25 protein-coding genes are annotated in these 25407 nt (G+C 69.1%); 12 read left to right on the top strand and 13 right to left on the bottom strand.

The window, feature by feature from the left end; translation table 11 throughout:
- Window positions 1–165 precede the first annotated feature (165 nt).
- Window positions 166–1173 (top strand): 4-hydroxy-3-methylbut-2-enyl diphosphate reductase, encoded by a 1008-nt coding sequence (locus ACZ6SF_RS15435; protein WP_466062745.1) that lies wholly within the window; start codon window positions 166–168, stop codon window positions 1171–1173.
- A 40-nt stretch (window positions 1174–1213) separates the two neighbouring features.
- Here ACZ6SF_RS15435 and ACZ6SF_RS15430 read toward each other — a convergent pair whose 3' ends face one another.
- The gene (locus tag ACZ6SF_RS15430; RefSeq protein ID WP_466062744.1) at window positions 1214–2185 is read right to left on the bottom strand and encodes a DUF6542 domain-containing protein; all 972 of its coding nucleotides are present in this window, start codon (window positions 2183–2185) and stop codon (window positions 1214–1216) included.
- 284 nt (window positions 2186–2469) lie between these two features.
- On the opposite strand from ACZ6SF_RS15430, the gene ACZ6SF_RS15425 reads away from it, so the two are divergent.
- Both ACZ6SF_RS15425 and ACZ6SF_RS15420 read left to right on the top strand, forming a co-directional pair.
- Window positions 2470–3666, top strand: coding sequence for an exonuclease SbcCD subunit D (locus tag ACZ6SF_RS15425; protein ID WP_466062743.1), 1197 nt, complete (start codon window positions 2470–2472; stop codon window positions 3664–3666).
- A complete protein-coding gene (locus tag ACZ6SF_RS15420) occupies window positions 3663–6818 on the top strand; it encodes an AAA family ATPase (protein ID WP_466062741.1) in 3156 nt (1051 codons plus the stop codon). The genes ACZ6SF_RS15425 and ACZ6SF_RS15420 overlap by 4 nt, the downstream gene beginning before the upstream one ends.
- 215 nt (window positions 6819–7033) lie before the next feature.
- Here ACZ6SF_RS15420 and ACZ6SF_RS15415 read toward each other — a convergent pair whose 3' ends face one another.
- The 4 genes from ACZ6SF_RS15415 to ACZ6SF_RS15400 all read right to left on the bottom strand — a co-directional run bounded on the left by ACZ6SF_RS15415 (window position 7034) and on the right by ACZ6SF_RS15400 (window position 11760).
- Window positions 7034–7576, bottom strand: coding sequence for a methylated-DNA--[protein]-cysteine S-methyltransferase (locus ACZ6SF_RS15415; RefSeq protein ID WP_466063005.1), 543 nt, complete (start codon window positions 7574–7576; stop codon window positions 7034–7036).
- The gene (locus ACZ6SF_RS15410; protein ID WP_466062740.1) at window positions 7576–9102 is read right to left on the bottom strand and encodes an Ada metal-binding domain-containing protein; all 1527 of its coding nucleotides are present in this window, start codon (window positions 9100–9102) and stop codon (window positions 7576–7578) included. The genes ACZ6SF_RS15415 and ACZ6SF_RS15410 overlap by 1 nt, the downstream gene beginning before the upstream one ends.
- A 142-nt stretch (window positions 9103–9244) precedes the next feature.
- On the bottom strand, window positions 9245–9502 hold the full coding sequence (locus tag ACZ6SF_RS15405; RefSeq protein ID WP_466062739.1) for a YbdD/YjiX family protein: 258 nt from the start codon (window positions 9500–9502) through the stop codon (window positions 9245–9247).
- Entirely contained in the window at window positions 9499–11760 is a 2262-nt protein-coding gene (locus tag ACZ6SF_RS15400; protein WP_466062738.1) for a carbon starvation CstA family protein, read from the bottom strand. The genes ACZ6SF_RS15405 and ACZ6SF_RS15400 overlap by 4 nt, the downstream gene beginning before the upstream one ends.
- A 226-nt stretch (window positions 11761–11986) precedes the next feature.
- Between ACZ6SF_RS15400 and ACZ6SF_RS15395 the strand changes: the two genes are divergently transcribed.
- A complete protein-coding gene (locus ACZ6SF_RS15395) occupies window positions 11987–12505 on the top strand; it encodes a pyridoxamine 5'-phosphate oxidase family protein (RefSeq protein WP_466062737.1) in 519 nt (172 codons plus the stop codon).
- A 50-nt stretch (window positions 12506–12555) separates the two neighbouring features.
- Here the strand turns inward: ACZ6SF_RS15395 and ACZ6SF_RS15390 are convergent, their stop codons facing one another.
- The 4 genes from ACZ6SF_RS15390 to ACZ6SF_RS15375 form a co-directional block, all read right to left on the bottom strand.
- Window positions 12556–13065 carry a hypothetical protein gene (locus ACZ6SF_RS15390; protein WP_466062736.1) on the bottom strand — a complete coding sequence of 170 codons (510 nt, stop codon included), beginning with the start codon at window positions 13063–13065 and terminating at the stop codon, window positions 12556–12558.
- Window positions 13062–14150, bottom strand: a complete 1089-nt coding sequence (locus ACZ6SF_RS15385; protein WP_466062735.1) for a DNA polymerase III subunit beta family protein — start codon at window positions 14148–14150, stop codon at window positions 13062–13064. The genes ACZ6SF_RS15390 and ACZ6SF_RS15385 overlap by 4 nt, the downstream gene beginning before the upstream one ends.
- 167 nt (window positions 14151–14317) lie before the next feature.
- Window positions 14318–14746, bottom strand: coding sequence for a VOC family protein (locus ACZ6SF_RS15380; RefSeq protein ID WP_466062734.1), 429 nt, complete (start codon window positions 14744–14746; stop codon window positions 14318–14320).
- Between the two features lie 4 nt (window positions 14747–14750).
- Window positions 14751–15593 (bottom strand): helix-turn-helix domain-containing protein, encoded by an 843-nt coding sequence (locus tag ACZ6SF_RS15375; RefSeq protein ID WP_466062733.1) that lies wholly within the window; start codon window positions 15591–15593, stop codon window positions 14751–14753.
- A 125-nt stretch (window positions 15594–15718) separates the two neighbouring features.
- Here ACZ6SF_RS15375 and ACZ6SF_RS15370 point away from each other — a divergent pair, with 125 nt between their 5' ends.
- The 3 genes from ACZ6SF_RS15370 to ACZ6SF_RS15360 all read left to right on the top strand — a co-directional run bounded on the left by ACZ6SF_RS15370 (window position 15719) and on the right by ACZ6SF_RS15360 (window position 18815).
- Window positions 15719–16465, top strand: coding sequence for an oxygenase MpaB family protein (locus ACZ6SF_RS15370; protein ID WP_466062732.1), 747 nt, complete (start codon window positions 15719–15721; stop codon window positions 16463–16465).
- On the top strand, window positions 16462–17541 hold the full coding sequence (gene ychF / locus ACZ6SF_RS15365) for a redox-regulated ATPase YchF (protein ID WP_466062731.1): 1080 nt from the start codon (window positions 16462–16464) through the stop codon (window positions 17539–17541). Before ACZ6SF_RS15370 ends, ychF begins: the two co-directional genes overlap by 4 nt.
- Window positions 17542–17726: 185 nt before the next feature.
- Window positions 17727–18815, top strand: coding sequence for a hypothetical protein (locus ACZ6SF_RS15360; protein ID WP_466062730.1), 1089 nt, complete (start codon window positions 17727–17729; stop codon window positions 18813–18815).
- A 46-nt stretch (window positions 18816–18861) separates the two neighbouring features.
- Here the strand turns inward: ACZ6SF_RS15360 and ACZ6SF_RS15355 are convergent, their stop codons facing one another.
- Window positions 18862–19266, bottom strand: coding sequence for a VOC family protein (locus tag ACZ6SF_RS15355; protein ID WP_466062729.1), 405 nt, complete (start codon window positions 19264–19266; stop codon window positions 18862–18864).
- Window positions 19267–19387: 121 nt separating this feature from the next.
- On the opposite strand from ACZ6SF_RS15355, the gene ACZ6SF_RS15350 reads away from it, so the two are divergent.
- A complete protein-coding gene (locus ACZ6SF_RS15350) occupies window positions 19388–20377 on the top strand; it encodes a helix-turn-helix transcriptional regulator (RefSeq protein ID WP_466062728.1) in 990 nt (329 codons plus the stop codon).
- Here ACZ6SF_RS15350 and ACZ6SF_RS15345 read toward each other — a convergent pair.
- Window positions 20374–20901 carry a winged helix-turn-helix transcriptional regulator gene (locus ACZ6SF_RS15345; RefSeq protein WP_466062727.1) on the bottom strand — a complete coding sequence of 176 codons (528 nt, stop codon included), beginning with the start codon at window positions 20899–20901 and terminating at the stop codon, window positions 20374–20376. The genes ACZ6SF_RS15350 and ACZ6SF_RS15345 overlap by 4 nt on opposite strands.
- A gap of 88 nt (window positions 20902–20989) precedes the next feature.
- Between ACZ6SF_RS15345 and ACZ6SF_RS15340 the strand changes: the two genes are divergently transcribed.
- The 3 genes from ACZ6SF_RS15340 to ACZ6SF_RS15330 all read left to right on the top strand — a co-directional run bounded on the left by ACZ6SF_RS15340 (window position 20990) and on the right by ACZ6SF_RS15330 (window position 22415).
- Window positions 20990–21634, top strand: a complete 645-nt coding sequence (locus tag ACZ6SF_RS15340) for a dihydrofolate reductase family protein (protein WP_466062726.1) — start codon at window positions 20990–20992, stop codon at window positions 21632–21634.
- Window positions 21635–21750: 116 nt separating this feature from the next.
- Window positions 21751–22002, top strand: coding sequence for a type II toxin-antitoxin system VapB family antitoxin (locus ACZ6SF_RS15335; RefSeq protein ID WP_466062725.1), 252 nt, complete (start codon window positions 21751–21753; stop codon window positions 22000–22002).
- Entirely contained in the window at window positions 21999–22415 is a 417-nt protein-coding gene (locus ACZ6SF_RS15330; RefSeq protein ID WP_466062724.1) for a PIN domain-containing protein, read from the top strand. The genes ACZ6SF_RS15335 and ACZ6SF_RS15330 overlap by 4 nt, the downstream gene beginning before the upstream one ends.
- Window positions 22416–22427: 12 nt before the next feature.
- On the opposite strand, the gene ACZ6SF_RS15325 is transcribed toward ACZ6SF_RS15330, so the two are convergent.
- Window positions 22428–23879 (bottom strand): amidase, encoded by a 1452-nt coding sequence (locus ACZ6SF_RS15325; protein WP_466062723.1) that lies wholly within the window; start codon window positions 23877–23879, stop codon window positions 22428–22430.
- A 179-nt stretch (window positions 23880–24058) separates the two neighbouring features.
- Window positions 24059–24529: a nuclear transport factor 2 family protein gene (locus tag ACZ6SF_RS15320; protein ID WP_466062722.1), complete on the bottom strand. Its 471-nt coding sequence runs from the start codon at window positions 24527–24529 to the stop codon at window positions 24059–24061.
- Between the two features lie 388 nt (window positions 24530–24917).
- On the opposite strand from ACZ6SF_RS15320, the gene ACZ6SF_RS15315 reads away from it, so the two are divergent.
- Window positions 24918–25403 (top strand): hypothetical protein, encoded by a 486-nt coding sequence (locus ACZ6SF_RS15315; protein ID WP_466062721.1) that lies wholly within the window; start codon window positions 24918–24920, stop codon window positions 25401–25403.
- The last annotated feature ends 4 nt before the right edge of the window (window positions 25404–25407 follow it).

Here is a 25407-nt window from a genome sequence, read left to right as displayed (position 1 = left end):
CCCGATATCGCCTGCTCCGCAAAAGAGGGTGGGCGGATACGGGCGTCCGTGGCGTGACATCGGGCCCGCGACGCCCGCCGGGTTGCCACCGGGGCGCGCGCACCGGGTGTGTGGGGAGGCGCACGCGCGGAGCGGGGGCCCGGCGGCGCACGTATCCTGTGGGGCATGTCCTCGGCAATACCGTTGAATGTCGGAATCGCTCGTTCGGCCGGCGCGGCGACCCTCGCCCCGGAGGGAAAACGAGTGCTGCTCGCCGAACCGCGCGGTTATTGCGCAGGTGTGGACCGCGCGGTCGAAACGGTGGAGAAGGCGCTGGAGAAACACGGCGCCCCCATCTACGTGCGTAAGGAGATCGTGCACAACCGTCATGTCGTGGAGACCCTGCGGGAACGCGGTGTGATCTTCGTCGACAGCACCGATGAGGTGCCGGAGGGCGAACTCGTCGTCTTCTCGGCGCACGGTGTCTCCCCGGCGGTGCACGCGACCGCGGCCGAACGCAATCTGCGCACCATCGATGCCACCTGTCCACTGGTGACCAAGGTCCACCAGGAAGCCAAACGTTTCGCCCGCGACGACTACGACATCCTGCTGATCGGCCACGAGGGCCACGAGGAGGTCGAGGGAACCGCCGGTGAGGCCCCCGAACACGTCCAGCTCGTGGACGGCCCGGACGCCGTCGACGGAGTGACGGTGCGCGACGAGTCCAAGGTGATCTGGCTGTCGCAGACCACGCTCAGCGTGGACGAGACCATGGAGACCGTCTCGCGGCTGCGGGAGAAGTTCCCGGCGCTGCAGGATCCGCCGAGCGACGATATCTGCTACGCCACCCAGAACCGCCAGGTCGCGGTGAAGGCGATGGCCCCGGAATGCGATCTGGTGATCGTGGTCGGCTCCCGGAACTCGTCGAACTCGGTCCGCCTGGTGGAGGTCGCGCTCGGCGCCGGAGCGCGCGCGGCGCATCTGGTGGACTACGCGCGGGAGGTCGATCCCGCGTGGCTGGAGGGGGTCGGCACGGTCGGTATCACCTCCGGGGCCTCGGTGCCGGAGATCCTGGTGCGCGGGGTGCTGGACATGCTGGCCGAATACGGATTCGGCGAGGTGCAACCGGTGACCACCGCCAACGAGACCCTGGTGTTCGCACTGCCCCGCGAGTTGCGGGCCGCCCGGCGCTAGCCGGGCCCGTCCAGCCCGGGCGGACCCGGGCGGGACGATCTCACCGGCGGTCGGGCCGCCGCCGTTCCGGAATCGGCTCCCGGACCCGGGCCGCCTGCGGTTGCCGCGGCGGTTCGGCGCGACGGGCGTTGGCTCGTACCGGTTCTTCCTGGACCGGGGCGGCGGGTGTGCGGGCCGGCCGGTGTCCACGGACCTCGCGTGTACGCGGCGCAGCCGCGGAGCGGGCCGCCGGTTCGGCGGGCGGGCGTCCCCGGCCACCACCGCGGCGCGGGGGTTCGTCGTGGGTGTAATCGGGCTCGGGGTGTTCGGGCCGCGAGGGTCGCGCCTTCGTCTTGGTCTTGGCGTTGGCCTTCGAGCGGGCGGCCAGGGTTTCCGCGCGCGACAGTTTACCCCCGCGCGCCGGTTTTCCCTCGCCTCCCACGGGCCGTTTCGGCTGACCGCGGCCGGTTCGGTTCGCGGTTTCGCGGCGGGGCCGGTTCTCCGCGCGCTTCTTCGGTTCCCCGCGCGCCCCGCGCCGTTCGCTGCGCCCCCAGCTCGTACCGCGCCGGGCCTCGGCCGTTTCGCGCGCCGATTTCTCCGAGCGGTACTGCGCGATCCGGATTCCGGCGATGATCAGCACCAGCACTGTGGCCAGCATCATCGGCGGGAAGCGGTGGACCAGCGGGATCGCCAGGTTCAGCAGGATGTCCTTGAGGGAGGCGGTGCTGCTTCCGGTGATCTGGCGATAGGCGATCGGGACCGCGACGAACAGTAGGAGCGGCGGTAAGACCATCGTGGTGAAGAGCCCGCGGAACCGTACCGCCGCGGCCGCGGCGACGCAGCCGAGGATGTAGAACGCGCTGAAGGTGCCGGTGAGGTCCGTGACGTCGCCGAGGGCGTCGATCACAAAACCCACGAATGTGCAGGCCGCCGCGATGAGAACCGCGGCATAGGCCGGGACACCCGGCACCGTCGGCAATAACGAACGTTGCGGCGCGGGCACCCGGGAATTCACTCGTTGGGAAGCAGCCACGTATTGAACACTATCGTCCGGAAGGGTCGACCGTGTTACGGCACGGCCGGTCCGGGGTCGCGATTGTGCGGAAACGGTGGTCGGCGGGCGTATTCATACGCGTCAAGGGTGATGGGTGGCGACTGCCACGACGGCGCAATGGAGACATTCGCTCGCCGGTGTCGTGCTGTCCGTGCCTGTCGTGCCGAGAACGGCCGGCCGCTCTCGGCGTGTTGCCGGTGTGGCGGACCGGGTATCGGCGTTCGCGTTGAAAGCTGTCGGTGAGTTGCCCTAAGTTCGCGGTCATGCGAATCCTGCATACGTCGGACTGGCATATCGGGCGCACCTTTCACGGCGTGGACCTGCTGGCCGATCAGGCGCGGGTCCTCGACGCGATCGCCGGGATCGTTTCCGCCGAGGGTGTGGACACGGTGGTGCTACCGGGTGACGTCTACGACCGCTCGATCCCGAGTGCGGACGCTATCGCTGTGTGCAACAAGGGATTCGAGGATATCCGCGCGGCGGGCGCCCGTATCGTGGCCACCTCCGGAAACCACGATTCACCGGCCCGGCTGGGTGCGGGCGCGAGCTTCGCGGCGGCCGGCGGACTGTATCTGCGCACCACGGTGTCCGATTCGGCCCGGCCGGTGCTGCTGTCCGACGCGCACGGCGAGGTCGCGTTCTACGGGATCCCCTATCTGGAGCCGGAGATCTGCCGCGCCGAGCTGGAGGTGCCGCAGGCCCGCTCGCACGCCGAGGTGCTCGCGGCGGTGCTGGGCCGAATCGCCGCGGATCGGCGGGACCGTCCGGGTATCCGGACCGTACTGCTCGCCCACGCGTTCGTGGTGGGCGGCGCGGCGGGCGGATCGGAGCGTTCGATTTCGGTGGGCGGGGTGGAGACGGTGCCGCTGGGCATGTTCACCGATCCGGGATTCGACTATGTCGCACTCGGGCATCTGCACTCCCCGCAGACCCTGGCCGAGTCCGTGCGCTATTCGGGGTCGCCGCTGCCGTATTCGTTCGGGGAGAGCTCACACCGCAAGAAGGTCTGGCTGGTCGACCTGGATGCCGCCGGCCCGGCCCGGATCCGGGAGCGGGAGCTGCCGCTGGTCCGGGGTCTGAGCCGGCTCACCGGCACGCTGGAGGAACTGCTGACCGATCCGGCCTACGCCGCGGCCGCCGAGCACTACGTCTCGGTGACGCTCACCGATTTCGCCCGGCCCGTGGACGGGATGCGCAAGCTCCGGGAGCGGTTTCCCTACGCGGTGCATATGGAATGGGACCGCCCGCAGGGCGATCCGGCGCTGAAATACCGGGAGCGGGTGCGGGGCCGCGACGATACCGAGATCGCGCGCACCTTCCTCACCGACGTCCGCGGCGAACCGTCGGCGTCGGAGATGGCGTGGGTGGACCGGGCGATGGCCGCGGCGGTCCGGGAAGCCGAACCCCTCCGGCCGGACGGTCCGGAACACCCTCCGGCCGACGCGGAACTCACCGCATGAGACTGCACCGGCTGGAGATGACGGCCTTCGGTCCGTTCGCGGAGCGCGCCGTGGTCGACTTCGACGCACTGGGCGCCGACGGTCTGTTCCTGCTGCACGGGCAGACCGGCGCCGGAAAGACCACCGTCCTCGATGCCATCGCCTTCGCCCTGTACGGGCGGGTGCCGGGTGCGCGCGGCGACAAACGGCTGCATTCCGATCACGCCCCCGCCCAGACGCGCCCGGAGGTGGTCCTGGAGGCGACACTGGGCGGACGGCGGGTGCGTCTCACCCGCCACCCCGAATTCGAACGTCCCAAACTCCGCGGCAGCGGAACCCGGGTGGAGAACGCCAAGGCCACCCTGGAGTGGCTGGACGGGCGGGGCGCCAATCTGTCCCGGATAGCCGAGATCGGTGACGAGGTGCTGCGGCTGCTCGGCATGAGCGCCGATCAGTTCTTCCAGGTGGTACTGCTGCCGCAGGGCGATTTCGCGAAGTTCCTGCGCGCGGAGAACGAGGACCGGGAGCGGCTGCTGGAGAAGCTGTTCGATACCGGCCGGTTCGGTACCGCCGAACAGTGGCTGACCGCGCAGCGCAAGAACTCGGGCGAGCAGATCGGCACCCAGCAGCGCAATGTCGAGGATCTGATCACCCGGGTCGCGGTGACGGCCGGAATCGACCGCACCGAGCGGATCGATATCCTCGACGCCGTCGAATGGTCGCAGGACCTGCTGGGGACCTCCCGGCACGATCTGGAACTCGCGGTCGGGGAACTGGACCTGCGGCGGGCGGAATCGGCCGAGGCCGACGAACAGGCGGAGAGCGAACGCCGGTCCACCGAGCGGCGACAGCGATTCGCGCTGGCCCGCCGTCAGCTCGACGACTACGCCGACGGTTCCGCCCGCCGCGACGCCGACCGCGCCGAACTTGACCGGGCGCGACGTGCGGAGCCGGTCGCCGCGGCTCTGGGCGAGGCCGACGGCGCGGTGCGGGCGGCGCGCGGCCGGGATACCGACGCTTCCACGGCCGCGGCGCGACTCACCGAGCTCACCCGGGAACCCGGCAGTGCGGATATCCCGGGCATCCACCTCGTGCGGCCGTTTCCCGGCGGTGAGGATCCGGCCGAGGCCGACGAAGACCTCGCACTGGATACCGCGATCCGCGGCTGGAGCGCCCTGCTCGGCAAACTCGGTGAGATCCACGCCGACGCGGGTGTCGCGCGGAAACTGCGCACCGAAGTGGGCGAACTGGACGGCACCGTGGCCGAACTGCGCGAGCGGTCGGCCGACCTCACCGGTGAACGGGAGCGGATGCCGGAGGTCCTCGCCGCGGCGCAGGCGCGCGCCCGGGAGGCCGACGACGCCGCGGCGGCGCTGCCCGGACTGCGCGCGGAATCCGCACGGCTGCAGGCCGCGGCGCAGGCGGCCGTCGATCTGGCCGGTGCGCGCGGCGGTCTGGATCGCGCGCGGGTGGCGCTGGATTCGGCCCGCGTACGGCATCTGGAGGCCCGGGAACTCGTCGTGGATCTGCGGGAGCGCCGGCTGGCCGGGATGGCGGCGGAACTGGCCGGGCGGCTCGTGGACGGGCAGGCCTGCGCGGTATGCGGGTCGGCCGAGCATCCGCGACCCGCGCAGCCGGCCGACAGCGCGGTGTCCCGGGCGGACGAGGCGGCGGCGGTCACCGCCGAACAGGCGGCGGAGACGGCCCGGGAACGCGCCCAGGCCGAGGTGGCCGGGATCGAGAAAGATATCGAGGCGCTGCTCGCGCACGGCGGCGATACCGACCGCGTCGAACTCGCCGCCGCTTTGCGCACGGCCACCGAACGTTTCGCCGATGCCGAGGAGCTGGCCGCGACCGCCGAATCGTGCGCCGCCGAACTCGCCCGGCTGCGCGCCGAGGAGACCGGCCTGCACGACGCGCTGCGCGCCGCCGAGACCCGGGCGGGCGCGGTGGCCGCGCAGGCGGAGGCCGCCCGGACCCGGCTCGCCGAAATCGAACGCAAACTCCGCACCGCGGCCGGACTGGACGAGACCCTGGGCCGCCGCCGCGAGCGCCTGCACCGTCTGATCACCGCCGCCACCGATCGGCGCGACGCCCTCACCGCCGCGCGTGCGGCCTGGGGGCGGGTGGCCGCCTGCGCGGCCCGGGTCGAACGGCTGGCGGTGACAGCGGGTCTCGTACCGCCCACCAGCTCCGCGGGCGATATCACTCTCCGGGGGCCGGACGAGGACGGTACCGAGGTGGCGGACGCGACGGTCTGGCGGGCGGAGCGGGAAGGTCTCGTCCCCGAGGAACTGCTCGCCGTCCTGCGGCTGTACGCCCCGCTGATCGCGGCGGCCACCCGGCCCCGGGAACGCCAGGAGGCGATCGGCGTCGCCCTCACCGCCGCCGACGAGATGCGTGCGGCCGCCCAGTCGGTGCTGGACGAACCGGAGGTCCGGGCGGCGGCCGCGGCCGAACCCCGCGACCCGGACGGTCTCGCGGAGGCGGTGCACAAGGCGCGCACCGCGCTGGACGAGGCGGTCGCCGTCCATTCGGCGGCCGTGCACCGGGTGACCCGGCTGGAAACCCTGTGCGGGCAGCTGTGGGCCGCGGTCGATCTGATCGCTCCGGCCCAGCGGGCACATCAGGAGCTGGCCGATCTGGCCGAAGTGGTCGCGGGCCGGGGCGAGAACAACCGCCGGATGTCACTGCGGTCGTATGTCCTGGCGGCGCGGCTGGAGGAGGTCGCCCTGGCGGGATCGGAACGGCTGCGCCGGATGTCGGGTGGCCGGTACGAGTTCGTGCATACCGATCGCGCCGGAACCCACGGCCGCCGTGGCGGGCTGGGGCTGGATATCCGCGACGACTACACCGGCGCCATCCGTCCCGCCCGCACGCTGTCCGGTGGTGAGACGTTCATGGCCTCGCTGTCGCTGGCCCTCGGCCTGGCCGATACCGTCGCCGCCGAAGCGGGCGGAATCATCCTCGACACGCTGTTCATCGACGAGGGGTTCGGCACCCTGGATGCCGAAACCCTCGACGCCGTGATGGGGGTGCTCGACGAATTGCGGGCCGGCGGCCGGGTGGTGGGCGTGGTCAGCCATGTCGACGAAATGCGCCAGCGCATCCCCAGCCGCCTGCACGTCATCCGTGGGCGCGACGGTTCGCGGTTGCACGCGACCATCGCCTGAGCGGCGCTCACGGGCCCGGATACAGCGCGACGCCGCCGGTCGGGAACGACCGGCGGCGTCGCGTCGAGAAAGGTGCCGACGCCCCACAAGCGCCTCTCGGCGAGTGGTCGCTCGTAGCGACTGAAGGGTGAGGCCCGGGGCTGTCCGGACGCCGGCAGTGTGTTCCAACGGCGCGACCCTCGCGGCTATTCCGGCCTCCGGATGTGACCCGCCGCTCACCCCTCGAGGTCGAGGAGCCGGCGCTTGATATCGAGCCCCCAGCGGAAACCGCCCAGGCTGCCGTTGGTGCGCAGCACCCGGTGGCAGGGAACGAACAGTGCCGCGGCATTGCGGGCGCAGGCGTTGGCGGCGGCCCGGGTGGCCGCCGGGCGGCCGCTGCGCGCGGCGAAATCCGTATAGGAGATCGGCCGCCCGGCGGGTACCGCGCGCAGTACGTCCCAGGCGTGGCGCAGGAATTCCCCCGACTGCTGGCGGACCTCGATACTGTCGATGGCGGTGAGGTCACCGCGGTGGTAAGCGGTGACGGCCGCGGTCACCGCGCCGAGTTCGACGCGTTCGTGCAGTTCGGCGGGGCGCAGACTGGAATGGATGAGGGTGCGGAGGTCTTCGGGCGCCGCCGTCCAGCCGGATGCCAGGACCGCGCCGTCGGCCGCCACGATGGTGGTGAACGGGCCGAGCGGGGTCCGCACGGTGGCGGTATCGGCGGTGCGGGTGGCGGTGCGGCCGGCCGCCGGGCGGGTCGTGGTGGGAGCGGTCATCATTCGGTACTCGCTTTCGGATCGGATGCGGCGGATCTCCCGGTGCCCGGCGCGCGCCCGGTCCGGGTGCGCAGTTCGGTCCGCCACAGTTGCATGGACAGATACGACCGCCACGGTGACCAGCGGGCCGTATCGGAGAGATCGATGCCGTAGCGCTGCGCGCCCCGGCGGACGACGAGGTCGGTGCCGAGCAGGATGTCGGGGTCGGCGAGCAGGCGCATGGTCACGTAGTCGGCGGTCCACGGCCCCACCCCGTCCAGCGTCAGCAGATCGCGACGCAGTTCGGCGGCGGTGCGGCCCTGATGCAGCACCAGATCGCCCGAGGCGAGCGCGGCCGCCGCGGCGGCGATCGACCGGATGCGCTGGGCGGGCCCGGTCAGTACTTCCGCGGCGCGTTCGGCGATCGGCGCCGGTTCCGGGAACAACCGCGGCACCGGTCCGTCCACCGCCGCACCGAGCGCGCCCACCAGGCGGGCGGTGTGGGTATTGGCGGCCGCGATCGAGATCTGCTGCCCGATCATGGTGCGGAGTAGCAGTTCCGGGCCGTCGAGACAGCCGGGAACCCGGATGCCGGGCACGAACCGGGGTGTCTCGGCGGGGACGCCGTCCGGCGCCGGGAGCAGCGCCTCGTCGATCGCGACCGGATCGGCGTCGAGATCCAGCAGATGCCGGACCCGGGCGACCGTGGGCGCCAGATCGCGCATATCGCGCAATGTCAGCTCGGCGCGGACGTATCCGGGCAGCACGGTCAGATCGATGCCGGCGTGGCCGTGCGGGGTGCGGATGGTCCGCAGGTAGTGGCCTTCGCCGTCGGGACCCGGCCGCCACAACTCCAGACCGGGCGCCACGTGGGCGGACAGGAACCAGTCCAGCCAGGCCTTGTCGAGCGGGGCGCGGTAGGGCAGGCGCAGGGTGAGGGTGCCGTTGGCGGCCACCCCGGTATCGCGCCCGGCCCGCTGCGCCTCGGCGCGCATGGTGCTGGGACTGACCGCGAACACCTCGCGCACGGTGTCGTTGAACTGCCGGATACTGGCGAAACCCGCGGCGAAGGCGATATCCGACATCGACATGGCCGTGGTCTGGATGAGCAGTCGCGCGGTATGCGCCCGGTGCGCGCGGGCCAGTGCGAGCGGACCGGCGCCCAACTCGCTGGTGAGCACGCGGGTGAGCTGGCGCTGCGAATACCCCAGCGCCGAGGCCAGCGCGGGCACTCCGCCGCGTTCCACGACGCCGTCGCCGATGAGCCGCATGGCGCGGGCGGCGAGGTCGGCGCGGGTGTTCCACAGCGGCGAACCGGGTGACGCGTCGGGTAGGCAGCGCCGGCAGGCGCGGTAGCCCGCCTGCTGGGCCGCGGCGGCGGTCGGGAGGAAGGAGACATTCACGCGTTTGGGCGTGATGGCGGGGCACGAGGGGCGGCAGTAGATCCCGGTGGTGCGGACCGCGGTGTAGAACTGCCCGTCGAAACGGGAGTCGCGGGCTGCCACCGCGCGGTAGCAGCGCTCGAAGTCCAGGGCCGTGATGCTCACCCGACCCACGATGTCAGCTCCCCCGGCCGGTGGCTAGCGGAAAACAGACATTGGCGCCGGAGTGTCGGCGGCGGAAATCCGCCGGCTCCGGCACCGGCCCGGGGGCGGCCGCAGCCGTCCCCGGGACCGGGAAGATCGCAGCTCAGCAGCAGCGGGCACCCGGATTTCGTTCGGCGTCGGCATATCGCTGTCGCCAGTACTCGCGTTCACCGGCCACGGGCTCACCGGGATGCACCCGCCGCATATGCGCCTCATACCGCCGGTAGTCCTGACCGCCGAGCACGGAATCCACGTACCAGAGCACCGCCCGTATGCCCCGGAGTATCGCGGCCACGACCCGCCGCCCGCCGGAGGGTCCGGGGGCGGCCGATCGCGGGTTCGCCGTGGCGGGCAGGGTCAACTCCGGACCTCCGCGTGCGCCGCGCCCGGCACCGCCGCTTCACCCTTGGCGACCAGCTCGTCCCATTCGGCCTGGACCTTCTTCTCCTCCGAGGTCGCCAGGAAACCGCTCGGCGCGAAGATCTTCGACGGCTCCTCCGGAGACTCGGTGGTGGAGGTGCCACCGGACTTCCACGCCCGGTAGCAGACCCGGACCGCCGCCAGCACCACGATCAGCACCAGCACCGCGAAGACGATCGACAGCACGCCCTGGATGAACGTATTGCGGATCACCGCGTCCACGTTGTCGGGCGTTTTCGCCGTCAGGCACAGTTCACCGGCGTCGCGGGCGGCCCGGCAGATGCTGTTCTGCTTCCAGTACCCCACCTTCGGGTCGGCGGAGAAGATCTTCTGCCAGGAGGCGGTCATGGTGACGATCAGGTCCCAGCCCAGGGCGATACCCGGTATCCAGGCCCATTTCGTCAGCCCCTTCTTCACCAGGATGGTGAGCACCACGGTCAGCGCGATCGCGGCCAGCAGCTGGTTGGCGATACCGAACAGCGGGAACAGCGCGTTGATACCGCCCAGCGGATCGGTGACACCCATGAGCAGGATCGAACCCCATGCCGCGACCACGACGGCCGAGCACAGCCAGGCGCCCACCCGCCACGACGGATCGGAGAACCTGCGGGCCGGGCCGCGCAGATTGCCGATGGAATCCGAGAGCATGAACCGGGCCACCCGGGTGCCCGCGTCGATCGTCGTGAGGATGAACAGCGCCTCGAACATGATCGCGAAGTGATACCAGAAGGACTTCATCCCCGCGCCGCCCAGGAATCCGGAGAACACCTCGGAGATGCCGATGGCCAGCGTGGGCGCGCCGCCGGTCCGGGAGATCACCGATTCCTCGCCCACATCGATGGCGGCCTGATCCAGTGCGGCGCCGGTGGTCGGCGGGCCCGACAGGCCCAGGCCGTTCGTGTACGCGGCCGCGGTTTCCGCGGTGCCGCCGGTCGCGCCGGCCGGTGCGTTCATGGCGAAATACAGGTGCTGATCGATGATCGACGCGGTGATGATCGCCATCACCGCCACGAACGACTCCATCAGCATGCCGCCGTAGCCGATCATCTTGGCGTGCGATTCCTTCTCCAGCAGCTTCGGCGTCGTCCCCGACGACACCAGCGCGTGGAACCCGGACAGCGCACCGCAGGCGATGGTGATGAACAGGAACGGGAACAGGCTGCCAGCGAAGGCCGGGCCGGTGCCCGAGGTCGCGAACTCCGAGATGGCGGGGGCCTTCAGCACCGGCAGCGTGACCAGGATGCCGACCGCCAGCAGGCCGATGGTGCCGATCTTCATGAACGTCGACAGATAGTCGCGCGGCGCCAGCAGCAGCCAGACCGGCAGCACCGAGGCCACGAAGCCGTAGCCGATCAGCATCCAGGAGATGGTCACCGGCGAGAAGGTGAACCAGCCGGCCCAGGTCTCGTTCTCCGAGACCCAGCCGCCCGCGATGATCGCCAGGATCAGCAGCACGAAACCGATGGCCGAGATCTCGCCGACCCGCCCGGGTCGCAGATACCGCAGGTAGACGCCCATGAACAGGGCGATGGGAATGGTCATCGCGATGGAGAAGACGCCCCACGGGCTTTCGCCGAGCGCGTTCACCACCACCAGCGCCAGCACCGCCAGCAGAATCATCATGATCACCAGCACGCCGATGATGGCGGCCACGCCGCCGATGACGCCGAGTTCGTCACGGGCCATCTGCCCGAGGCTGCGGCCGCGGCGCTTCATCGACACCCAGAGCACCAGATAGTCCTGGACCGCCCCGGCGAAGACCACGCCCACGATGATCCAGATCGTGCCGGGCAGATAGCCCATCTGCGCCGCCAGCACCGGTCCGACCAGCGGCCCGGCTCCCGCGATGGCCGCGAAATGGTGCCCGAACAGCACCCGCCGGTCCATCGGCATGAAGTCCTTGCCGTTGTCCATGATCTCGGCGGGTGTGGCAAGATCGTCGCGAGGCTTGACGACCTTGTATTCGATCAGCCGCGCGTAGAACCGGTAGGCGATGATGTAGGTACAGACCGCGGCGATCACGATCCACACGGCGTTCACGGATTCGCCGCGCGAGATCGCCAGGATCGTCCAGGCCGCCGCGCCCAGTACCGCGATCGCCGCGAAGATCGCCTTCTTCGCGGGAGTTATCGGGGACCGGTCGACGACACCCACGGGTGGTCGGTCCGGGTCGGTCCGCAGATATTCGATGGTCCCCATCGGGCAACTCCTGTACAGCGAGTGAACATGCCGGTGACATGAACGTAACCGATAGGTACCGGGTGGTCGGACGAATGCGACGAACGGTCGCCGCGGCGCGCCGAACGGAGACCGCGCGGGAGGGTGGTCCGATCGGCCGCCGCGATTTCCGCGCGCGACGATGCCCCGCTCGGACAGCGCAATTTCGGTCATTCGTAAGCGGAGTCCGCGCGCTTACGGTGGGGCAATGCGCGAAACCCCGGAAGAACTCACCGCACTGCAAGCCCTGCTCGACACCTCTCTGGCGGGTTCCACAAGCCATCTCCGCTCGATCATCAATGCCGAGCGCACCCTGACCGCCGAACAGGTCACGGGGGTGCTCACCGGTATGTGCACCCTCGCGCTGTCGACCGTCACCGCGAAGGGGGAGCCGCGGGTGAGCGGGGAGGACGGGCATTTCCTGCACGGCCGCTGGTATTTCGGTACCGCCCGCACCGCCGCCAAGGCCCGGCACCTCGCCGCCCGGCCGGGAGCCAGCGCCGCGCATATGCGCGGTGAGGATCTGGGCGTTTTCACCCACGGGGTCGCGGAGGTCCTGAATCCGTCGGATGGTGAGCCGGATCCGGAGTGGCCGGAACTGCTCGCGTACTTCAAGGACTTCTACGGCGGTGACGCCTTCGAATGGGATGAGGAGGTGGTCTTCTACCGGCTGCGCCCACATTGGATGGCCGTCTACGCGCCCGATCTCGCGAAGCTCGCCACGTAGTGAGCCCCGGACAGTCGCCGCCGACCGTCCGGGGTGGGTCGCCGGGAGCGTCAGGCGTGGGGGCCCGGGGCGCTCGCTCGCCGGTCGGTCGAGCGCGCGGTCACCGCGGCGGCGACCTCCTCGAGCGCGGTCCGGATCATCGCGCCGTAGGCGTCGTCGGTGAGCGCGTCCAGCCGGCCGCGGGCCGCGTCGAGATGTTCACGCGCTGCCTCCCACGCTCCGAGGCGCCGGTAGTTGTCGGCCAGATTCAGGTGCAGTGACGGGTAGAACCCCGCGACCCGCAAGCTCTCGTGGTGCCACCGGACCCGATCGTCGGTGAGTGCGTCGGCGGCGTCGAGGGCGCGGATATCCCAGGCGAGGGCGGTCGCGGGGTCGTCGTAGAGATCGGCCAGATAGTGCGCGAGGGTGCATCGGTGCAGCGGATCGCCCGTCACGCCGATACCGCGCCAGATCTCCAGCAGGTGGTCGCGGGCGGCGGCGATATCGCCCGACCGTCCCAGGGTGACGGCCTCGGTGATGGCGTTGATGGTGGGGTCGGGGGAGAGATCGGTGGAGGTCAACCGCGGGATCCGTTCTGTGTGTCGATCTGGGTGGGGTCGGCCGGCATGGCCAGGGTGGTGAGGTCGCCGTTGTCCGCGGACCGCACGACCATCGGGTCGTTCGGGCCGCCGATATCGAGCCGCACATCGGGGCCGATGGCGGTGGCGACGGCCGGGTGCAGGATGGTGAACCCGAAGACGAGATCGGCGGGTGGTCCGGTGACCAGCGCGGACAGCTGTGTGGGCGTGGTCTCCGGGTTGCCCGAGAGAACCAGCGAATCCGGCGCGAGCGCCATCCGCAGGTACCGCGCCCGCTGCTGTTCCAGCGCCCCCATCAGCGCGTGCTTCGAGACCACCGCATGGGTCGGTGCGGCGGGCAGCCCGGCCAGCAGGCCCCGATGGTCGGGGAAGGGCTCGGCGAGGGTCCGGCAGCCGCGGATTCCGCCGTCGGCCGAACGGAACCGGACGCGGTGCTCACCGGCCTCGATATCCACCAGGTGGGCGGCCCGGATCTCTTGGAGCGCGGCGCTCAGATCGGCCCCGTCGACCGTCGCGGCCCAGTCGGCCGGCCCGGCCTGTTCGGGAACAAGCGTGCGGGTCGACAACCGGTAGCGGTCGGTGGCCGTGAGTGTGAGCGATTCGGATGTCGCCTCCAGCCGGACCCCGGCCAGTATCGGCAGCTCCGGGTCGGTGCCGGTGGCGGCCAGGATTTGTTCGACCGCCGCCGCGAGCACCGGACCGCGCACCGACGCCACCCACCAGCCGGCGGGCTCGCCGAGTGCGGCCTTCACGACCTCGGCGGTCCGGCGCGCCTGCTGGGTGCGGCGCAGTAGACCGGTGACATGGTCGTCGATGAGTTCGGCGGCGGTGTGCGGGTCGGCGGCGAGTACCCCCGCGATCGCGTCGAGCGGCATATCGATATCGCGCAGCCGGCGGATCGCGACCGCGCGATCGAGTTGGGCGGGCGAGTAGTAGCGGTATCCGGTGGCGTCGTCGACGCCCGCCGGCGCCAGCAGTCCGGAGTCGTCGTAGAAGCGCAGCGCGCTGGCCGTGATACCGCACGAGCGGGCGAACGCACCGATGGTGAGCAGGTCGGATTCGGGCACCCGCCCATCATCGGGCTTCGAGCAACCTGAAGGTCAAGGCCCGGGCCGCGTGGCTTTCCGACCGCCGGTCCGGCCTCGGAAGGCGCCGCGGCAGGGGCTCGACACCGGCCGCGGCAACCGCGAACAGCGAACCATGTTCCGGGCCGGATCCGGCGCAGCGACGCGGCTCATTGCCCGCGATAGGTTCCGAAACTCCAGTAGTTGCCCTCGGGGTCGGCGACGGTGAACCCGCGCGACCCGTAGTCCTCGTCCTTCATGGCCCGGATGGTTTCCGCGCCGGCCGCAGTGGCCCGCGCGTACAGCGCGTCCGGGTCGGAGCAGACGACGTAGACGGATTCGGTTCCCGGTGTGCGGCGTTCGGGCAGTCCGCCGCCCTTGTCCGCGGTGCCGAACATGATGCCGCCGCCTTCGGGCCAGCGCAGTTCGGCATGTTCGATCACCGCGGGGTCGTCGTCCCGGGAGTACATGGCCGTCAGTTCGAAGCCGAACGCCCGGACCAGGAAGTCCGCGGCGCCGCGGGCGTCCCGGAAGGCCAGGCACGGCCACACGGCCGGTGCGGGGGTGGTTGTCGTGGTGGTTTTCTCTGTCGAGGTCATGGTTTCAGCCTGGCTCGGGGGCGGGCTCCTGGTCTTGGACGGATGGAATCTCCTCGGTCAGCCACCGGGTGGGGCTGCAGCCGGCCAGGCGCGTGAACTCCCGGTTGAGATGCGGCTGGTCGTAATAACCGCAGGCCGCGGCCACCTGCGCGATGGAGACGAACGACGGGGTGTGCAGCAGCATCTGTTTGGCCCGCTCGAACCGCGCGACCCGCCCCGCGACCTTCGGGCTCGAACCGAATTCGCCGGTGAACCGTTTCGTCAGGTACTGGCGGCTCCACCCGACCCGTTCGGCGAGCGCTTCCACCCCGATCGTCCCGTGCGATCCCGCCACGGCCCGCCACGCCCAGGTCAGCTCCGGGCCCACCGCGCGTTCGGGCACCAGCAGCCGCGTGAGCACCCGGTCGCAGACCGCGAACCGTTCCGGCCACGCGGACGTCTCCTGTAACTGCTCCCACAGTTGCCGCCCCGGCGAGCCGACCAGATCGGCGAATTCGATCGAGGTGCTCCACAATTCCGCGGCGGGCAGCCCGAACAGCGCCCGGCTGCCCAGCGGTGTGAGTTCGATGGCCACGCCCTCCTGGGTGCCGGTGTGGGCGATCATCGCCGGGGTGTCCTGCAGACCGCTCAGCACGCAGCGGTATTCGTCCGGGGACTGGCGGGCGTCGGTCTGGGTGATCACATCGATGGCGGGCCCGATGGCGACGATGAAGGTCATATGCCGGGACGGCAGCCCACGGTGCAGGCCCGCCTCGTAGCCGGTGAGACGGTAGCCGATATAGCGGTCGATGAAGGCGGTGAGCGCGGGGGCCGGGTGGGCCGTCACCACCTGGGAGGTCGGCTCCATAGCTGTCACGCTACGCCGGTCCGGCGCCGGGGCGCGCCCCTCGGTCTTGACACGATGAGAGGATAATGTTTCATTACTCTCATCGTGGGTTCCGGCCAGGGGAACCGGTTCGAGGGGAGCGCGGTATGAAGACTCCGACGCAGGCCGATCACGTATCCCTGCTGCGCAGGTATCTCCCCGACCGCCGCTTCCTGCTCACGCTGCCCCGCGCCGTCACCCTGCAGATCCTGCATCCCGCCATCGCCGCTTCGTTCACCGAACACGTCCACACCGGCCTGTGGGCGCACAAGCAGCGCACCGTCGACCGGATGATCACCCTGGCCTGCCACGGCCGCCCCGACCCCGCCCACGTCATCCGCTACGCCCACGAGCACGTCAAGGGTCGCGACCACACCGGCGCCCGCTACCACGCCCTCACCCCCGAACTGTTCCATTTCCAGCACGCCACCTACGTCGACACCCTCGTCACCGCGATCGACACCTACGTCCGCCCACTCACCCCGGACGCCCGCGAACGCCTCTACCAGGAGTGCTGCGGCTGGTACCGGAGCTACGGCATCTCCACCCGCCCCCTGCCCGGCAGCTGGCCCGAGTTCACCGACTACTTCACCGACGCCCTCGCCACCCGCCTAGAGCGCACCGAGGCTGCCGGCCGTCTGGCCGAACAGGCGCTGAACCCGCCCTGGTGGGCGCTGGGCCTCGTCCCCGGGTTCGCCGTCCGCGCGGTTCAGCACGAACGCGCCGTCGAACTCCTCGAAATCGCCGAGCGGCCCGGCGACCGCCCGAAGTTCACCGTCTTCGCCGCGGGACTGCGCGCGGGAGCCCGCACGCACGGCACGGCCGCCCACCCGCGTACACTGCTGTCCTCGTGAGTCTCACCCTCGGAATCGTCGGCCTGCCCAACGTCGGAAAATCGACGCTGTTCAACGCGCTGACCCGCAACGACGTGCTCGCCGCGAACTATCCCTTCGCGACCATCGAGCCCAACGTCGGCGTGGTTCCGCTGCCCGACCCCCGCCTGGACAAACTCGCCGAACTCTTCGAATCCGCCCGTGTCGTCCCCGCCACGGTGTCCTTCGTCGATATCGCCGGCATCGTCAAAGGCGCCTCCGAGGGTGCCGGGCTCGGCAACAAATTCCTCGCCAACATCCGCGAGGCCGACGCCATCTGCCAGGTCGTGCGCGTATTCGCCGACGACGACGTGGTGCACGTGGACGGTGCGGTGAACCCCGCCTCCGATATTGAGGTCATCGAAACCGAGCTCATCCTCGCCGACCTGCAGACCCTCGAGAAGGCCGTCGTCCGCCTGGAGAAGGAAGCCAAGGTCAAGAAGGACCGCAAGTCCTACGCCGACGCCGCCAAGCAGGCGCAGGAGATCCTCAACAGCGGCCGCACCCTGTTCCACGCCGCCGGGGAGATCGACGGGGAGTTGCTCGCGGAACTGTCGCTGCTGACCACCAAACCGTTCCTGTACGTGTTCAACGCGGACGAGTCGGTGCTCAGCGACGAAGCCAAGGTCGCGGAGCTGAAGGCCTCCGTCGCCCCCGCCGACGCGGTGTTCCTCGACGCGAAGGTCGAATCCGAACTCCTCGAACTCGACGAGGAATCGGCGATGGAACTGCTGGAATCCATCGGCCAGACCGAACCCGGCCTGCACGCCCTCGCCCGCGCCGGCTTCCACACCCTCGGCCTCCAGACCTACCTGACCGCCGGCCCGAAAGAGGCCCGCGCGTGGACGATCCGCCAGGGCGACACCGCGCCGAAGGCCGCCGGGGTCATCCACACCGATTTCGAGCGCGGGTTCATCAAGGCCGAGATCGTCGCCTACGACGACCTGATCGAAGCCGGATCCATGGCCGCCGCGAAAGCGGCGGGCAAGGTTCGGATGGAGGGCAAGGACTACGTCATGACCGACGGCGACGTAGTCGAATTCCGCTTCAACGTGTAGCCGCGTTCGTGTGCGGTACCCGCGCGTTCTTGTTCGAACGCGAGGGAGGGTGAACGGAACCTGGTCGGCTGACCACGAGCCGCTGAATCAGTTGGACTTTCTGGCGACCGCATTAGGGAGCCCCAGGCGCATGAATTGCTTCAGAGGCGGCACTGGGGCGTTCAGAACCAGGATAGCATTCGAGCGTGTCCGGGGACTATGTCGCAACAGATGTGTGGGATCTGCTGTCCGAGCAGAGGCTCGACCCTTTTCTCAAGGCTGCAGGCGGTGATCGCGGTGCAGCGCTCGAGCTCTACAGTTGGTCCAGTCGTACGGCCGCAGCCTCCTTCGAAGTAGTCGGACACCTCGAAGTCTTGCTTCGGAATGCCTTGGATCGGGAGCTGCGCGCATACTTCGATGAGCCATCGATCGGCATACCGTGGTTCCTGATGCCGATCCCTGAGGGAGCCGATCTTTCAGAGGCGGTAGATGTGGTCAGGGCGCGTCTGCGGCCGATGAAGCGTGAATCACGCCATCAGATCGTTGCCGGGCTCAGCTTCGGGTTCTGGTCTGGGCTGCTGGGTCGGCGGTACGAGCAGCTCTGGCGCGATTGCCTACGCCGAGCTTTCCCGAACTCGTCCGGACAGCGAAAGCAACTTGCGGTCGCTGTCGAGGGTGTCCGGAAGTTCCGTAATCGACTCGCCCACCATGACAGCTTGCTGAATGTGGATGTGCCGTTCGAAATCCGGAGGGTGCTCGAGGTCACGGCCTTCATCGATTCCTCGGCTGCGAAATGGTTGCAGGGGGTGAGCACCGCCATGGACCAGTACGCGCTACGACCAATAGCTGTCGCTGATACAGCGGTCGTCGCTGCCAAAGACGCGTGGCCTCTTTATCAGCGCTGCAACGCATATGTGTGTCAACCGGGTAGATTTTTCCGCCCGGTTGAGCGAATTGCCTTCTACGTCGACTCTCATATTCAACCGGATATTCCCCACATCCGGCATCGGCGCGACAACGTCGAGTGGTCCGCCGCATCGGCGGATCGTTTGCGTGAATCTGCCGACGTAATGGATCGCAAGGTCGCTCGTGTGATCGACGAGTCGCGTTCGCTGGGCTGGATCGGGGGTGCTTACCAGGTATTTCTGCTGACGCACGCTGGTGACCCTTTGCATCGGCAACTGGTCGACCCACTGCGCCACCAAGGAGTTGGACGCGGTTCCGCGTTCACTCAGCGGCAGCGTTACGTATCTCTCCACGCGCTCGAAGTATCGACCAGTACCGCTGATCTGTGACCCGTCGCTGCCAGTGGCGTCGCGCAGACCGCACGTAACAGTGGCATCATCCTCGGTTCGCGAACCGGTCCCGGGCCGCCTCGGTGATCGGTGTGAAGAAGTTGATCAGGTTGCCGTCCGGGTCCCGCACGAGAAGCGAGCGGTTGCCCCACGGCATATCCGTCGGTTCGCCGAGGATGGTGTCGACGACTTCCCGGAGCGCCCGGTAGGTGGCCTCGACGTCGTCGACCAGGAAGTCCAGGGCGACGCTGCGGTTGGCGCGGGCCTCGGCGACATCGTTCCCGAGTAGTCGCGCCGTCTCGGCGGCGGCGATCGCGAGAGTGCCGGTCGGGGTGTGGATTTCGGCGAACATCGGGTGCAGGCGCGCGGCGCCGATACCGGTGGCCTTTTCGTAGAACGTGACCAGTGCGTCCAGGTCGTCGGTGAAGATCCGGGTGGCTGCCAGTTGCATCGCTGTTTCTCCTCGTCACGAGAGTGCCGGGTGGTCCGGGTGGCTCATGGGGTCGGCCACGGGGTGAACGTATGCGCTATACCGGGCGATATCTGTCCGGTATACGAGGATGATCGATGTCATGGCCGATCCCACCGCGCGCGCGTTGCGACTGCTGGAGTTGCTGCAGTCCGCGGAAATGCGCACCGTGGCGGAGCTGGCCGAACGCCTCGGTGTCGATGAGCGGACGGTGCGCCGGGACGTGGCGCGACTGAGCGGTCTGGGGGTGCACGTCGAGTCCGTGCGAGGCCGGTACGGCGGTTATCGGCTCGCACCCGGCCGGCGTGTCCTTCCGATCATGTTCAGCAGTGCGGAGGTGGTGGCGGTCTTTCTCGGACTGGCGCATGCGCAGGCGGAGCCGGGTGAACCCGAGATCGCGGTACAGACCGCGTTGTCCAAGATCAAGCGAGCGATGCGGCCCGATGACGCGAAGCGGATAGCTGCCGCGCTAGAGATGATGACGCGCGGCACCCGGCCCGGGGTCGTTGATCCGGATCCCGCCGTGATGCTCGCCCTGGCCGAGTCGGTGAGCCTGCGGCGGGTCGTCGACCTGCGCTATCGCAACGGCGACGGTGTCCCGTCACGGCGCCGGGTTCATCCCTACGGTGTGGTGGCGCATACGGGCCGGTGGTATCTCGTGGCGCTCGACTCTGAGAAGCGCGAGGAGCGTACGTTCCGGGTCGACCGGATTCGTGCGGCACGCCTGCTCCCGGAGACCTTCGCCGCACCCCGGCGGCCCGACGCGGCGAACCGGCTCGTCGCGCACTTCGCCGACGCGGACTACCGCTGGCGGGTGGTACTTCGGATCCGAGCGACCGAAAGCAGCATCCGCGCACATCTGCCGCCCAGCGTCGCCCGGCTCGAGCGGTTGGACCACGCGGTGGACATCGCCGGTGATTCCGGCCCGCCCTGGCATCGAGCCGAAATCCGTGCCGAAAGTCTCGACTGGCTCCCCGCCGTCCTCGCGGCACTGGACTGCGAGGTGGTGATCGATCACCCGGACGAACTCCGCTACCGGGTGCGGGCCGCGGCGACGAGGATGCTTCGTGCGGCATCCGGTGCGGACCGCTAGGCGGGTTCGTCGCTGGAGATGGATGCGGACGTTGTTTCCGCGGTGGCGGCCTCGAACGCTTGCCGGAGGCGTTCGGACGCTCGGGGCCGTCCGGGGGCGCGTCGCGGAATGCCGAGGTGAACCTCGCGGAGTTCGTCGATGAGTTCGTCGACCAGGTCCGGGGACTCGGCCAGGATGCGCGCGCGAATGGTCAATTCGTGAGACGTGCGGCGATGACGCATGCCCCAGGTCCCGAGGGCCACCATCACCGGAACCGTCTGAATCCCCGCCTCGGTGAGTGAATACGCTGCCCGCTGACCCCGTGTCGCGTGGTCGCGGGTGAGTAGGCCCTCCTCGACCAGATTTCGGAGGCGGGCGGCGAGGATATTCGACGCGATGCCCTCGTCGTTGCGCGTCAGGAGCTCACGGAAGTGCCGGCGACCGCCGAACACGATATCCCGGAGCACGATGAGGCTCCAGGCATCGCCCAGTACCTCGACAGCGGCATTGATCGCGCACCCTGATCGGGGCTGTTCCCTCGCCACCTGACCTCCAAAGTGCTTGCAGATAGAAACCACCCTACGCTACGGTGGCGAGTGATTTCATATTGCAACTACTTGTCTGGGAGTCGATATGTCCCGTACACGAGTCCACAACCTCTTCGTCTCCTCCGACGGGTACGCCGCCGGCGATCACGTGACGCTCGACGCGCCGATCGGCGGAGCGGGGGCGCTTTTCGGCAAATTCGACGGACGTGTCATCCACGGCATTCACGGAATCGACGAACCGGTGACCGTGGATCGCGCCATGTTCAGCATGTGGGGCCAGGGTGTCGGGGCGGAGATCATGGGCCGTCGCAAGTTCGGCCCGCAGTCGGGTGAATGGCCGGACGACGGCTGGAGGGGATGGTGGGGCGATGAACCGCCTTTCCGTACCCCGGTATTCGTTCTGACCCACTACCCGCACGAAACACTCGAGTTCGACAACGGCACCAGCTTCCATTTCGTGAATGCCTCACCGCAGGAAGCGCTTCGCTCGGCGCAAGACGCGGCCGGCGGGCTGGACGTCCGGATCGGCGGTGGGCCGTCCATCGTGCGGGAATTCCTCCAGGCCGACCTCATCGATTTCCTGCACGTGTCGATCATTCCGATCGTGCTCGGTGCCGGTGTGCGGATCTGGGATCACCTCGCCGGTCTGGAAGAGCGATTCAGTGTGGAATCGATCAGTACATCCAGCGGTCTGACGCATCAGCTGTGGAACAGGAATCGCGGCGAGTAAGGGTGGCGGTGGGTTGGCCGGCTGGTTTGTATACGGCGAGCTGCCCCCTTTGTGATGTCATTTTGTTGCTCTGATTGATATCGTGACAGTGCGGGCGAGCTGAGGAGGGATGTCCGATGGCCAGGACTGTCATTGATCTCGACGAGGAGATCGTCGAACAGGCGATGCGGGTATACGGGGTGAAAACCAAGGCGGCGGCAGTGCGGGCGGCGATGGAGGAGGGCGTGAAGCTGCGGCTACGGCGAGAACTCTTCGACGCCATCGACGAGGGTGAGTTCGAGGACGCGTTCGCGGAGATCCGGTCACAGACCGGGCCACGGAAGCCGGACGGCTCCCTCGAGCGCGGGAACGGAGCCTCGGTGGCGTGAAGGGGCGCTACCTGATCGACAAGTCCGCGCTGGCCCGCCGGAGTACGCCCGCGGTGCGGCAACGACTGGATGAGCTGGACCACGCGGGGCTCCTCGCGGTGTGTGCCCCGACAGAGTATGAGGTGCTGTACTCGGCACGCGGCAAGCCCGAGGCGCTTCGCCTGCGCACTCTGCTTCGCGGGTTCGACTACTTGCCCTGCAACGACGAGGAATTCGAGCGCGCGCTGGAGATCCAGGGGCTGGCGCTGGGCGCCGGCTTTCACCGGGCTCTGTCGCTGGCCGACGTCCTCATCGCGGCAACCGCCGAACGGCACCGGGCTACGGTCCTGCACTACGACGGCGACTTCGACATGATCTCCTCGGTGAGCGACTTGGAAGCGGAGTGGATCGTCGAGCCCGGAACCGCCGACTGAGCGATGTGGGCATCAGTTCGGTGTCCAGAAGCCGCCGATCTTCTGCTCGAGTAGTTCGGCGAGCCGCAAGGGGGTGCGGTCCTCGAACATCGGGCCGATGAGCTGCACTCCCACCGGCAGGCCGTCGGGGGAGCGGCCCGCGGGGACGGCGGTGGCGGGCAGGCCGGGCATGGTCGCCAGACCGGCCCAGACGAGCTGATCGAAGTACGGGTACGCGGCGCCGTCGATATCGATCCGGCGTGCCAGCAGATCGGGGTCGTGGTCGTGCGGGAACGCGGGGGTCGGCGTGATCGGGCACACCACGGCATCGAACTCGGCGAAAAACCGTCGCCAGCCGTGGCGGTGGAGCTCACGGCGGTTGTCGGCCTCGAGCCGGTCGCGGTGGGTCAGCACCATGCCGCGCAGCCGCGCCGCGTCGAGACTCCGGTCGTCCGCGCGCAGTGCGGCGGCGCGGGTCCGCAGCTGTTCGTACGCGTCGATGGGGAAACGGGCGACCGAGCCCGAGAACAGCAATTGTGTGTACAGAGTTCCGGACTCGGCCAGATCGGGTATCAGCGGACTGTGCCGTTCGACGCGGGCGCCGCTGTCGGCAAGCGCGTCGGCCACCCGGTTCACACCCGCCCGCACAGCGGCCCCGGTGGGGATGAGCGGATGTTCCTCGAGGACCAGTACCCGGAAGTCGGCGAGCCGCTCGTGGCGCGCGGGCGGCAGCGATACGTCATAGGCGATGCCGTGGGTCAGCGGGTCCGGTCCGGCCATCACGTCGAGCAGGAGTGCGAGGTCGCGGGCGGTGCGTGCCATCGGACCGACGACGGCGAGGTCGAGATCGGTCGGCAGTGCCGGGCCGGGCGGCGCGACCATCCCGCGGGTCGCCGCCAGACCGACTGTCGGTTTGTGGGCGTAGATACCGCAGAAATGCGCGGGCGTGCGCAGCGAACCGGCGAGGTCGGAGCCGAGTGACAGCGCGCCGAAACCGGACGCCAGGGCCGCCGCCGATCCGCCGGAGGATCCGCCCGGCGTGCGTCGGTGATCCCACGGGTTGACGGTGGTGCCGTAGATCTCGTTGAAGCTCTGGATATCCTGCAGCCCCAGCGGCACATTCGTCTTCCCGAGCACCACCGCGCCGGCCGCTCTCAGCCGTGCCACCTGTACCGCGTCTTCGGCCGGTACGTAGGTCGCGTGCTGCGGCATACCCCAGGTCGTGGGTAGTCCGGCGATATCGTACGACTCCTTGACCGTCACCGGGATACCGAGCAGCGGCCGATCCTCTCCGCGTGCCCGCGCCCGGTCGGCGCGATGCGCGGTGGCCCGGGCGCGGTCGAAGTCCGGTACACAGATCGCGTTGGTCGCCTTGTCGTCGCGCTCGATGCGGGCGATCGCCTCATCGGTGAGTTCCACCGACGTCACCTCACCGGCGCCCAGGGCAGCCGAGAGTTCTTCGGCCGAAAGATAGCTCCATTCCATGAACGCGACGTTATGGGCCTGCCGCGGAGGCCATAAAATGCCGCTTCGCACAACGGGAAAGCACGGACCCGCCGCGATATCAGGCTCTCGATCCGTGGTCCCCAGGTCAGGGTGCCGGCCGTGGACCGGCGCATCGGCGCAGGCCATGAGATGCGATTTCGCACAACGGGATGGATATCTCAGTCATCGTGGTAACCGCCGGGGGCCGGTCGGGACCGCCGCACGGCGCGGCGGATCACCGCCGGATGCCGGGCGAGTTTCGGCCCCAGCCCGACTGCCAGAAAGGTCGACCCCAGCCACGGGCGAATATGCGGGGTTATCCGGCGAATGAGTCCATCGGGGCCGACCTCGATCGCCATGGCGTCATCGATGCGGACCCCCATGACGCGCGCGCTCGACAGGGCGACTGTCAGAGTGCCGTCGCTCACCCGGTGATGCCAGGTCGGTCCCGTGAGAACGGAGAGCAGGGCGTGAATGAGCACGCGCAGATCATGATGACCGCGGAACACCGCGCGGGCGAACAACGGCGAGATCAACTCGGCGTCGGGTGCGAGTGTCGCTATCACCGCGTCGAGGTCTCCGGCCTCGGTGGCCGTGCAGAATCTTCTCACCGCATCGTCTTGCATCGAATCCCCGATCAGTTCGAGCACCGAACACCTACTACCGAGAGTAGTTGATGAAGGTGCCGCACGAGCGTTTCGAAATTCCGGTGGGGCATAGCGGCAGTCCGCCTAGGGCTCCGAATCCGATTGCCGAGCAACAGGTTCGCCGGATATCGTGCTTTTCGATATCCGAGCTGCCGAATTCCGGCAACCGAGCCTGATGGATATCGCGCCACCGACACCTGAAATCGCCGGGCTCGAAGCGCGATGCGAAGCTCGCGACGATGAGGAGACCCCTGTGCGGTGCGGGAGTGCACGGTATGCGGCCGCGATCGTGTCGATTGCGGCGGTGTGCGCGAGCGTCGGGTGTACGAGTCCGGAACCCGCGCGGGCGGAATCGGTTTCGCTGGTTCTCCCGGATTCGCTCGGCGGCCGGGTGAAGATCATCAGGCCTCCGGACGATGTGGACCGGGCCGCCGACGCCGCCGAATCGGCTCGTCTCCGGGAAGCGGTGCCGAGTGTCGGCAACATCATCAGTGGCCTCTATCGGAAGGGCACCACGCCCAGCGGGCTCATCCTGATGGCGGGCACCGCCCGGATCGAGGGAGACCTCGAGACCGTGGTGGACCGGATCATCGGCAGCACTCCCACGGACGGATTGCGCGGGATGGGCGGGGTGCTGAGCCCGCCGGACCTGGAAACCGTCAACCCCGTGACCGTGGACCAGGGCCCGCTGGGCGGACTGGCGAAATGCGCCGGTCAGAAACGCGTGAACGACCCGCACGGCTTCAACTACCCGGTTGCCGTATGTGCGTGGGCGGATCGGCGCACCGTGGGCACGGTGATCTGGCCGACCGCGTCGGTGCAGGTCGCCCGAAGTGAGTTCGCCGCGATGCGCGGCGAGGTGGAACGGGTCGGCTGAAAAA

The sequence above is a fragment of the Nocardia sp. NPDC049935 genome, from assembly GCF_055586645.1.
The sequence above is the reverse complement of the archived record's forward strand: the minus strand, read 5'-3'. Positions and strand labels throughout refer to the sequence as shown.